The sequence below is a fragment of the Micromonospora sp. KC721 genome (assembly GCF_004348355.1).
In the GTDB taxonomy this organism is placed as follows: domain Bacteria; phylum Actinomycetota; class Actinomycetes; order Mycobacteriales; family Micromonosporaceae; genus Micromonospora.
In genome coordinates this window covers 1-10,549 of sequence record NZ_SMJY01000200.1, presented here as the reverse complement: position 1 = coordinate 10,549, position 10,549 = coordinate 1, and the positions used below count along the sequence as shown (strand labels likewise).

Genomic DNA, 10,549 nt, shown 5'->3' with positions numbered 1-10,549 from the left:
CGCTCGGCCAGCTCGCCCACCCGGCCCAGCCCGACGCGGTCCACCGCAGAGGGTGCGCGCAGGACGTCCAGCGTCGCCCGCAGTTCCCGCATCGCGGCGCTGCTGGCCTCCTGGATCGCCAGCAGCGCGGCCGACGGTTCCTCGCCGCGCTTGCGGGCCAGGTGCACGGCGATCCCGGCCTGCACCTTGATCACCGAAATGCTGTGGGTCAGCGAGTCGTGCAGATCCCGGGCGATGCGTAGCCGCTCCTCCCCCGCGCGGCGCAACGCCATCTCCTCGCGGGTGCGTTCGGCCTCGATCGCCCGCTGCTCGACCTGTTCCAGGTACGCCCGGCGTTGCCGCGCGACGAGCCCGGCGACGTTGGCCGCCACAAACCAGCCCAGCAGCAGGGCGGTCCGCTCGACGATCAGCTGGCCGGGCCGGCCGGCGGGCGCGACGGCGATGTCGCGGGCCAGGAATCCGCCGAGGAAGACGAGGCTGGCCAGGGCGGCGGCCGATCGGTGTCCCCGCCAGGCGGCAACGTAGACCGCGCCCAGGACGGGGAACCCGGCGGACGCCCCAGGGTGCACCCGCACGTGCAGGGCCAGCATGGCGGCGGTCACCGCGATCAACGCCACCACCGGATGTCGCCGGCACGCCGCCAGAGCCGCCGCCATGACCAGGACCAGAGCCACGTCGATCGCCCGGACCGGCGCGGCGTCCGGCGCGAGCGCGGCGTTGCCGAGCAGGAAGCCGCCGAGGACGAGGCCGCTGAGGGCGTACGGCAGATCGCGGCGCATGAGCGAACTGTAGACCGGCGGCCACCGGGACACGTCCCACGCCTGCGGTAGCCGAGGCGTACTGCGGACGCGGTATCCCACCCGGGCAAGTGTCTGCGGCGGCACGACGTTTTTCCGGCTCACCGCGACGAGCATCGAGCCCATGACATACCGCTTCTTCATCCCCGCTGCGGTCGAAGCTGCTACCGGTCCGACCGCGGAGGTCTACCAGCAGCTGCGGGAAGACTTCCTCGGGCCGGTCCCCACCTTCCAGGCGCTCTCGCCGGCGCCCGACGTGCTGGCCGCCACCTGGGCGCTGATGCGCGAGGCACTGCTCGCCGGCGATGTGTCCCGGATCGACCGCGAGCTCGTCGCGTCGGCGGTGTCGCGGGCGAACCGCTGCCGGTTCTGCGTCCACGCCCACGTGATGCTGCTACACGCGCACGGCGGGCACGAGCTGGCCGAGGTCATCGCCCGGGGCGGGGCGCCGCAGGATCCGAGGCAGGCCGAACTCGCGGCCTGGGCCGAGGCCAGCCGCACCCCCCGAAGCACCGCCTGGACCAGCCCGTACGGCCCTGAGATCACCGGCAGCCTGCTCGCCCTCCACTTCATCAACCGGATCGTCTCGGCACTGCTCGACCCGGATCTGCTGCCCGGCGGCCTGCCGCGCTCACCGGTGGTGCGGTCGGCTGAGGGCCGCTTCTACGCCAGGATGGTTCGGGAGCGCAGGGAACCGGGCCGCAGCCTCCCGCTGCTCGACGCCGCCCCGACGGCGCCACCGGCGTGGGCCGGAGACAGCCCGGTGGGCGTCGCGTACGCGGCGCTGAGGAACGCCGCTTCGCAGGGCGGTGACCTGCTGAGCGATGTGGCGCGCCAGACGGTCACGGCCACGGTGCGCTGGGAGGACGGACAGCATCCGGCCCGGCCCGCCGAGTGGGCCTCCAAACTTGTCCTGGACCTGTCCGGCATGGACCGGGTCGGGACACGGATCGCGCTGCTGGCGGCATTCGCCCCCGCCGCGATCACCCCGGCCGATGTCGCGGTCTGGCGTTTGTCCCGTCCGGACGACGCCGACCTCGTGCGCATCGTCGCGTACGGCGCGATCACGGCCACCGACCACATCGCCCGGGCCCTGTCCGCGGCTCACGCCTAGGAGATCACCATGCGCAAGGCATTCGTCATCGTCAGCACCCTGCTGCTCGTCGCGTTCGCCCTGCAGTTCGTCCTCGCCGCCGTGGGGGCGTTCACGAAACCCGCCGGTGAAGGCGCGTATGTCCTGCACAGCGTCAACGGGACGGTTGTCATCCCCGTCCTCGCCCTGCTCACCATCCTGTGCGCCGGGCTGGCGAAGGCGCCGGGCCGGCTCGTCGGACTGACGTTCCTGCCGCTCGGACTCGTCGTCGTGCAGGCGCTCACCGCCATGCTCGCGAACGCGTCCACCGACGTCGCGGGCGTCAGCACCCCGTTCGGCCTGACCACCGCCGGGCTGCACGCGCTCAACGGAATCATCGCGGTGCACGTCGTGGTCGCCGTCCAACAGCAGGCGCGGAAGCTGGCCCGTCCGGCACCGGCCGGCGCCACTGCGGTGACCGTCCGGGAAGGGGGGCTGGCATGAACACCGGCTCGCTGCTCGCGGCCGACCTGGTGATCGCGGTCCTCGCGGCCGCCGGGTGGCTGGGCGCCGGCACCGCGTCGGCTGCCCGACGCCGGCCGCTCGCGCTGGGACTGGCCGCCGTCGCGCTGCTCGCCACGTTCGCCCGGGCGATCACGATCACCGCGCTCGCCCGCGCCGGATGGTGGTTCGCGGCGGAGAAGGCCCTCATCGCCGCTCCCCTGTCGCTCGCCGGGACGCTCGTCGCGGGGACACGGCTGCTGCGGATCCCGGGCGACATCCGGTCCACCGCGGTGCCACTGCTCTTCGCCGGGTACGCCGGGCTCGGCGCCCTGCTGGTGACGCTCCTGCACGGCTATCCGGCGTCGGCGGGCGTGGGACTGCTCGCGGTCGCCGGAATCCTCGCAGCGACCGTGGCCTCGTGGCGCGTCCTCGGTACCCGCCCGTCTCCGATGGTGTCCCGGGCGGTCGCCGTGGTGGCGGTCGCGGCGCTGGTGACCGGAACCGGGCTGGCCGCCCCGGGATCGGCTCCGGTCATGCCACATGATCACGGATATCGGGATGCGCGGACCGTGGGCGAACCGACCAGACGGTTCACCCTGACGGCCGGGACCGCCACGGTCCGGGTGAGCGGCCGCGACGTCGCGGCGTGGGCCTTCAACGAGCAGGTTCCCGGGCCGGAGTTGACCGCCACCGTCGGCGACGTCCTGGAGGTGACGCTGCGCAACCGGGACATCGCGCGCGGCGTCACGCTGCACTGGCACGGGTACGACGTGCCGAACAGTCAGGACGGGGTGCCCGGCGTGACGCAGGCGGCGGTGCTGCCCGGACAGGAGTTCGTCTACCGGTTCCGCGCCGACCAGGCCGGGACGTACTGGTACCACACGCACGCGGTGTCCGACGTCGGCGTGCAGAAGGGACTCTACGGGGTCCTGGTGGTGCGACCGGTGCCGGTGACCGGCGTCGACGTCACGGTGCCGGTACACACGCTGGCCGGCCAGACGCTGCCCACGCCGAGAGTGGAGCCGGTCGGGGTGGGAGAACCTGTGCGGCTGCGGCTGATCAACACCGACAGCACGACCCACCGGTACGCGCTGGCCGGGACCGCGTTCCGGGTCGTCGCGATCGACGGATACGACCTGCAGGGACCGACCCCGGTCGTGGACACCGCCGTACTGATCCCGGCCGGTGGACGCTACGACCTGGTGTTCACCGCGCCCGCCACACCGGTGGCGCTGTTCGTCGACGGACGTGCGGTCTACTCGACCGGACCGGTGTCGGCGGCGACCGACAGATGGCCGGTGCTGGATCCGCTCGGTTACGGCGTCGGCGCTCCGGTGCCGTGGTCCCGGTTCGACCGGGATTTCACCCTCGTCCTGGACCGCGGCCTCGACCTGCGCGGACTGCTTCCGCGGTACGGCCACACCGTCAACGGCGCCACCGACCCGGACATCCCGCCTCAGGTCGTCCGCCTCGGCGACATCGTCAGGTTCACGATCGTGAACCGATCGATGGTGGTACACCCCTGGCATCTGCACGGGCATCACGTCCTGGTGTTGTCCCGCAACAGGACGTCGGTGACGGGAAGCCCCCTGTGGCTGGACTCGTTCGACGTACGCCCCGGCGACGTCTGGGAGGTGGCGTTTCGGGCCGACAACCCCGGAATGTGGGCCAACCACTGCCACAACCTGGCGCACGTCGACGCCGGGATGACACTGCACCTGATGTATTCGTGATTCACCGCTATATGGATGGACGTCGATCGACAGTCGCTCACCCCAGGGACAAGATATGTGACACACGTCGCGGTGGGCGGACGGAGTGACAACCGCTGGCTCGACGTGACGAGCAACCCGCCAACCCCGCTGGGCAGCTGGGTGCCGTCCTGCCTCCGGGCAGCAGGTCGGACGCGGTGGCAACGGGTCATGGGCGGGCGGTGGCGGCCAACCGGGCGGATCCGGCCGACCTGGCCGTCAGAACGGGCGACGGCACCGTCTCCGGCACCGGGCAGGTCATCGGCAACGCCAACGCCGACCACCGCAACTCCAACGGTCACATCATCACCGGCCCGGAGTACCTGACCATGTTCAGCGGGCTCACCGGCGCCGTGCTGTCCATGGTGAACTTCGAGCCCGCCCGCGGCAACATCTGCGACTGGGGTGACTGCAACGGCAACCGGGGTGACCGGTTCCTGGCCGGCACCGCCTACCTCGACGGGCAGCGGCCCAGCCTGATCATGGGTCGCGGCTACTACGAGAAGAGCACGATCGCGGCGTGGGACTTCCGCAACGGGGCGCTGAACCTTGCGCTGGAAGTTCGACTCCGGCAACGCCGGAAGGCAGTGGACGGGCCGGGGTGCCCATTCGCTGTCCATCGCCGATGTCGACGGCAACGGCACCGACGAGGTCGTCTACGGCGGTATGACCATCAACGCCAACGGCACCGGCCGGTACACCACCGGCTTCTACGCCCACGGCGACGCCCTGCACGTGAGCGACTTCGTGCCCAACCGGGCCGGCCAGGAGATCTGGATGATCCACGAGCAGAGCTTCGGCGCCTCCGCCACGCTGCGCGACGCCAACACCGGCAGCGTCATCATGCGGAAGAACAACAGCTGCGGCTGCGAGGGCCCCGCCCGCGGCGTGGCCGGCGACATTCACGCCGGCAACGCCGGCGGCGAGTTCTGGGGCAGCGGCACCGGGCTGGGCAACCTGTTCAACGCCTCCGGTGGCTCGGTGGGCCGTAACCCCTCGTCGTACAACTTTCTGGCCTGGTGGGACGGCGACCCGGTGCGGGAACTGCTCGACGGCAACCGCGTCGACAAGTACGGCACCGGCGGCGACACCCGCCTCCTGACGGCCTCCGGCGCACACTCGGTCAACGGCACGAAGTCCACTCCGTCGCTCTCCGGCGACCTGTTCGGCGACTGGCGGGAGGAGATCATCCTGCCCCGCGACGACAACGCCGCGCTGCGCATCCACGCCACCCCTGTCCAGACCGACCGGCGGATCTACACCCTGATGCACGACGCCCAGTACCGGGTCGCGGTCGCCTGGCAGAACACCGCCTACAACCAACCGCCGCACCCCAGCTTCTTCATCGGCAACGCATGAGCACCCCGCCGCAACCCAACATCCACGTCCGCTGACACCACCGTCGGGCGTGTCGGCCACCGCCGACACGCCCGACGGGCTGTCCGGCCATTCCGCGCCGGACCGCCAGGTGACGCCACCGGCGTCAACCGAGCACGGTGGCCAACTCGTCGTAGGTCGGCGCGAGCTGTCGCAGCGTGTCGGCTGCGGATGCCGGATGGCCGTTCACGATGTCGTGCTGGAGGCTGCCGACCAGTCGGGCCTGCCGGGTGGCGACGGCGGCGGCCCGGTCGTGGCCGAGGCCGGCAAGGGCGGTGCCGGCGTCAGCGAGCCGCCGGGCACCGACCCGGATCGCGAAATGCGCCAGGTGATCGCGCACGGCCGGATCCAGCCCGTCGGTGACCTGGTCGGCGAACCGGTGGACGGCGGCGGCACCGCCGACCGTACCGGCCGGCACCGGGACGTCGGCGCGTCCGCGTAGCCAGGTCACCGCGTCGGGCAGGGCCGCGCGTAGCGCCGCCTCGACGGTGACCTCGCGGACCCGGCGGAATGCGGTCCGCATCGGGTACGAGGCGCTCCGGTAGTCGATGGTGTCGGCGCGCCACGCGGCCAGAAAGTCCGGGATGGGCAGGGTCGCGTAGGGGCAGCCGTGCGGGTCGTGGAAGCGGACCAACGCCTCGTCGACCTCCAGCACGACGACGAAGTGGTCCGACTCGATCGGTCCGGTCATCCCGGGCAGGTGACGCAGCAAACCGATCTCCATCGGCCCGGCCAGGACCGGGCCGGCCTCGACCGCCTCGCGGAGCATCGCCAACGCCCGGTCAGCGTCGTCCTCGCCATCCCGGCGGCAGGTCCAGCCCAGTAGGTCGAGCGCGTCGTCGAGCCCTCGGTCGGGATCCCAGCCGTACGGGTCGAAGAAGGGCAGCCGGCCGGCGATCAGCGCGAATCCGAAGGGCGATCCGGTCAGCACCTCGATCACCGACGGCGACGGCGCGTCCGGGCCGAGCAGCATCGCCAGCGAGTTGGCGTAGCAGTAGGGCCCGGAGCCGATGTAGGGGTGCACGCTTCACTTTCCTTCACTCGTCGAGACGGGGTAGGTGACGTCGAGGACGGCACCGTCGCTGCCCGGCCAGATCTCGACCGGGCTGGCGAGGCAAACCAGACGGTTCGCGTCCATCCATGCCTCCAACGCGTCGTAGGCGCGCAGGATGTCGGGAAACCCGGCGTCGGCCTGGGCGACCGGCAGATAGGCGTCGGTGCCGGCCGGCGAGAGCCGTACCCGCAGATCGTCGACGGGTTCGACGGAGCCACTGAACGGCACGGCGACCTCGACGGGTCCGTCGCTGTCGTGGGTCACGAACCCGTGGAAGTGCACCAGCGTCGGCCCGGTGCCGGGCAGGCCGACCGCTCGAAGCCGGCTCCGGACGCGGTCCTGCGCCTGGGCGACGAAGGCATCCAGCTCGCCGACGCGAACGCGCCGTTCCTGGCACAACAGCTTGCGTTGCGGTCGGATCCGCAACCTCGGGACGGTGGTGACCGGGCTGGCCGCAGCGTCGAGCACCTCGATCAGCTCACGCCGGCGGCGAAGCTGGATCTCCTGGGCGGCCAGCCAGGCCCGCAGCTCGGCCTGACGAGCCTGCGGGCTGAGCGCCAGCAGTGTGGCGATGCGGCCCAGTGGCAGGCTCAAGGTACGCAGCCGGGCGATGAGCCGACCGCGCGGGATCTGGTCCCGGTGATAGCGACGGTACCCGGTGACCGGGTCGACGCCGGCGGGCACCAGCAGCCCCTGCTCGGCGTACAGGCGCAGCGCCTTCGGCGACAGGCGCGTCGCGGCCCCGAACTCGCCCGGCAACATGTCATCCGCATCGGTCACCAACCCAGCCTGGGCCATGCCCCTTGGGCGAGGTCAATCCCGTGCGGCGGCACGGCGAGCGGAACACCCGGCGAGGTCGCGCGGTGGCCGAGCCGTCAGGTCGGTGAGCAGGTCACCTCGGGCTGCGGGGGCGTGCTGATGCTTCCCGACGCGTAGATCAGGCCGATCGTCACCGTCTGACCGGGCTGGAGCACGCCGCTGGATGACGGAACGAACGTCACCTGCTGCCCGTGCTGGGTGTAGCTGACGTTCCACGCCTGCACCGACCAGATCGGACCCGGAAAGCTCAGGTCGAGTCGACGCCACCGTACCGGCACGTCGCTGGTGTTCCGGACGGCGAGAACGACGCCGTACCCGGTGGACCACTGCGCGACAACCTGCATCGCCACGTCGCAGTAGGCCCCGACCGAGGCGGCCGCGGTCTCGTTGGCGGCGGGCGCCGCGGCGGCGGGCACGGCGGCGACACCGGCGAGCGTCGCCGACGCGACAGCGGCCGCGCAGATACTGGAGATTGTCGTCCTGGTCCCGCCGCCCATACTGCCCTCCCCACGGCTCACCTCATCGACTGAGTGCAATGCCATCGTTACGCATTTACCGTTGCCGTTCAATGCCGACGGGTGCGGGACCTCCCGGATGGACCGGTGGCCGACCCCGAGCCCTGCTCCTGGGAGCCGAGCGAGCTGCGGGGCCGGCCAACTGGACGGCTCTGCTGCCGGCCCGCCCGTCAGGCGGGCCGAGCGACTAGTAAACCTCGACGTCGTACCAGGCGAGCGCCTCGTTGAGCGGCTGCACGTAGGTGCGGCAGTCCTCCGGGATCCCGCCGGAGACGAGGCCGAGCGCCGCGTCGCCGTGGAAGACCGAGCCGCCACTGTCGCCACCGGCGGCGCAGAAGCTCGTATAGTCCAGCCCGGTCACCCGACCTTCGCGATAGTTGGCCGTGGTGTTCCTGGCGAGCACCTCGCCGCAGCGGTAGCCGGTCTTCCAGCCACTGTGGCAGACGGTCTCCCCCAGGCCGGCGTCGCGCGAGTGGGTGACGTCGCGGACGACGCCCTCGCTGATCCACACGTTGCCGGGCTTGCTGAGGCTCGCGTTGTTGTGCTTGATCAGGCCGAAGTCGTTGCCCGGGAAGTTGCCGCCGGCGTCGTAGCCGACGTACTGGCCGATCCCGTCGTACCAGTCGCTGACGCCGGACGCGCCCACCGTGCAGTGCCCCGCCGTGATCATGTACAGCGAGTTGGGGTTGTCCTTCTTCCGGACGTTGAAGCCAACCGAGCACGAGCCGATCTCGGAGCCACGGTTGGGCGTGATGAACCGCCCACCCTGGATGAACGGCTTGAGTTCGCCGCGCATCCGCCGCACCGTCACCGCTCCGTCGTGGGAGGCGGCCAGCTCCACGAGCCGCTGGTAGTCCTCGGTGGAGACGGTCGTGTCGGCGTCGATGAAAAGCTTGTTGTTGATGCTGTCCACGCCGAAGGCCACGCCCGGCATGGCGATCTGCTGTCCGAGGGTGGCGTTGATGGCGTTCAGCTCGGCCGTACTGCGGGTGACCCGCTGGGCGATCCCGCCTGCGCCGACAACGGCCTGCTCGGCGGCGGCGTCGGTCACCGCGACAACCATCCGGCCGCTGCGGTCGAGCCAGGCGCCGCCGGTACGGTCGGCGCCGAGGCGCTCCACGAGGGCGCTCGCCGCCTGCCTCGTGATGCCGGCGGGCGCGGAACTGGTGTCGGCGGCCGGCCGGGCGCTGGCGGCCGACGGGACAGCCAGGCCGGCGACGGCGAGGATGGCCGTGGTGGCGACGGCTGCTGCGCGTCGCAGCGAGGGAATTGTGTTCACGTACTGCCTCCCGAAAGGTGTCAGGACGTCCCACGCTAGGGGCTTGTGATCATCGAACGCAGCGAACGCGGGATGGCATGAACGTGAATCTCCCGCCGCCCACGCCCTCCGGACGCAGAGTGCCCCACCGGGGCGAGGCCGTCGGCGGTAGGCTGCGCCCCCCCATGCCTGACCACGGAGATCTGATGCAGCCGTTGCATGCAGAGCCGGCCTCACGGCGCTCGGTCTGGATGTGGGTCGGCGCTGTCGCCGGCCTCGGCCTCGCCCTCAGCATGTTCCTCAACAACAACGGACCACGCACCCGCGTCGTCGCGCGCCCGTCGGCCACCAGCGCCTTCATGGTCTCCGGCGTGGTCGTGCTCGGGGACAGCGCGTCCTTCAGCAGGGACGGCCGCGGCGGCTGCGGCGGCACCGGAACCCATGCCGACGTCGTCGACGGCGCCCTGGTGCTCATCACAACCACAGGCGGCTTGGCCGCCGGGCGGCTGACCGATCCGCAGGCGCTCACCGACGGCACGTGCCGGTTTGCGTTCTCCGTTCCGGGCGTACCGACCGGGCAGGACGTCTACCTGGTCATGGTCGCCCACCGGGACACCCGCACGTACCTCGAACGGGAACTGACCGGCGAGCCGGTACGCCTGCGCGTCGACTGAGGCAGCCGCCACGGCTCCCGGCACCGTCCTGCTGACTCGACTCTCGTGGAGTGCTCCGCGCCGCCTACCGAGCGCGGGTCGCACACCCCCTATCCATCCTAGGAGGATGGGATCCCTGATCCGGGTAACGGCTACCCATCGATCAAGATCTTGCTTCTGGGTTTCCCTCGGTCGACCGGACTGGGCCCGGTCAGGTCCCCCCTTTTTCCGCCCGGACGCTGATCGAGTCAACCACCGCCCGCGACCAGTCGATCGCGCCAGCAGCACCGAGACGGACCAGGACCGCCTGGTGCATCCGATCCCACAGGCCATCACGGGTCCACTCGGCGAACCGGCGGTGCGCGGTCGCCCGGCTGACCCCGAACAGCGGGGTGGGCAGCTTCCACCACGAACATCCCGCCTGGGTGGCGTACACGATTGCGGCCAGGACCGCCCGGTCATCAACCCGGGCGATACCACCACCCTGGGCACGACGCGGCGGAGACTTGACCAACGGCTTGACGATGTCCCACAAATCATCAGGCGCCCAGGTACGGATCATGTCCTCCACGAAACCGAAATCATGCCCGACGTCCGTCCCCTACCAACTAAGACACGCCCTTAGTAGCGCTTTGTTAGGTTGGGACGAGTTGGCGGCAGAGGGGGCAGAACCCGAGCCAGGTCGCGAGTAAGTACTGCAGGTCGCGGAGGACGGCGTAGAGGCTCAGGTCTGCCCTGCTGCTTTTGGG

General features: G+C 71.1%; 11 protein-coding genes and 1 pseudogene. 6 read left to right on the top strand and 6 right to left on the bottom strand.

The window, feature by feature from the left end; translation table 11 throughout:
* A partial coding sequence (locus E1182_RS25470; protein WP_132269828.1) for a sensor histidine kinase occupies positions 1 to 779 on the bottom strand: 779 nt, incomplete at its 3' end.
* A gap of 142 nt (positions 780 to 921) precedes the next feature.
* Between E1182_RS25470 and E1182_RS25465 the strand changes: the two genes are divergently transcribed.
* From E1182_RS25465 to E1182_RS25450, 5 genes and pseudogenes are all read left to right on the top strand, one after another.
* On the top strand, positions 922 to 1,911 hold the full coding sequence (locus tag E1182_RS25465) for a carboxymuconolactone decarboxylase family protein (protein WP_132269826.1): 990 nt from the start codon (positions 922 to 924) through the stop codon (positions 1,909 to 1,911).
* A gap of 9 nt (positions 1,912 to 1,920) precedes the next feature.
* A complete protein-coding gene (locus tag E1182_RS25460) occupies positions 1,921 to 2,373 on the top strand; it encodes a DUF6220 domain-containing protein (protein ID WP_132269824.1) in 453 nt (150 codons plus the stop codon).
* Positions 2,370 to 4,106: a multicopper oxidase family protein gene (locus E1182_RS25455; protein ID WP_132269821.1), complete on the top strand. Its 1,737-nt coding sequence runs from the start codon at positions 2,370 to 2,372 to the stop codon at positions 4,104 to 4,106. The genes E1182_RS25460 and E1182_RS25455 overlap by 4 nt, the downstream gene beginning before the upstream one ends.
* Positions 4,107 to 4,282: 176 nt before the next feature.
* Positions 4,283 to 4,612: pseudogene (locus E1182_RS33090) on the top strand (hypothetical protein); the annotation flags it as partial.
* A gap of 61 nt (positions 4,613 to 4,673) precedes the next feature.
* Entirely contained in the window at positions 4,674 to 5,483 is an 810-nt protein-coding gene (locus tag E1182_RS25450) for a hypothetical protein (RefSeq protein WP_132269819.1), read from the top strand.
* 124 nt (positions 5,484 to 5,607) lie between these two features.
* Here the strand turns inward: E1182_RS25450 and E1182_RS25445 are convergent, their stop codons facing one another.
* The 4 genes from E1182_RS25445 to E1182_RS25430 form a co-directional block, all read right to left on the bottom strand.
* Positions 5,608 to 6,525: a hypothetical protein gene (locus E1182_RS25445; protein ID WP_132269817.1), complete on the bottom strand. Its 918-nt coding sequence runs from the start codon at positions 6,523 to 6,525 to the stop codon at positions 5,608 to 5,610.
* Positions 6,526 to 6,528: 3 nt separating this feature from the next.
* Positions 6,529 to 7,335, bottom strand: a complete 807-nt coding sequence (locus E1182_RS25440) for a MerR family transcriptional regulator (RefSeq protein WP_243706416.1) — start codon at positions 7,333 to 7,335, stop codon at positions 6,529 to 6,531.
* 95 nt (positions 7,336 to 7,430) lie between these two features.
* A complete protein-coding gene (locus E1182_RS25435; protein ID WP_165942715.1) occupies positions 7,431 to 7,871 on the bottom strand; it encodes a cellulose binding domain-containing protein in 441 nt (146 codons plus the stop codon).
* Positions 7,872 to 8,076: 205 nt separating this feature from the next.
* Positions 8,077 to 9,168, bottom strand: a complete 1,092-nt coding sequence (locus E1182_RS25430; RefSeq protein ID WP_132269811.1) for a S1 family peptidase — start codon at positions 9,166 to 9,168, stop codon at positions 8,077 to 8,079.
* A gap of 185 nt (positions 9,169 to 9,353) precedes the next feature.
* On the opposite strand from E1182_RS25430, the gene E1182_RS25425 reads away from it, so the two are divergent.
* Positions 9,354 to 9,821, top strand: a complete 468-nt coding sequence (locus E1182_RS25425; protein WP_132269809.1) for a hypothetical protein — start codon at positions 9,354 to 9,356, stop codon at positions 9,819 to 9,821.
* Between the two features lie 190 nt (positions 9,822 to 10,011).
* Here E1182_RS25425 and E1182_RS33085 read toward each other — a convergent pair whose 3' ends face one another.
* The gene (locus E1182_RS33085) at positions 10,012 to 10,362 is read right to left on the bottom strand and encodes a transposase (protein ID WP_132269807.1); all 351 of its coding nucleotides are present in this window, start codon (positions 10,360 to 10,362) and stop codon (positions 10,012 to 10,014) included.
* Between the last annotated feature and the right edge of the window lie 187 nt (positions 10,363 to 10,549).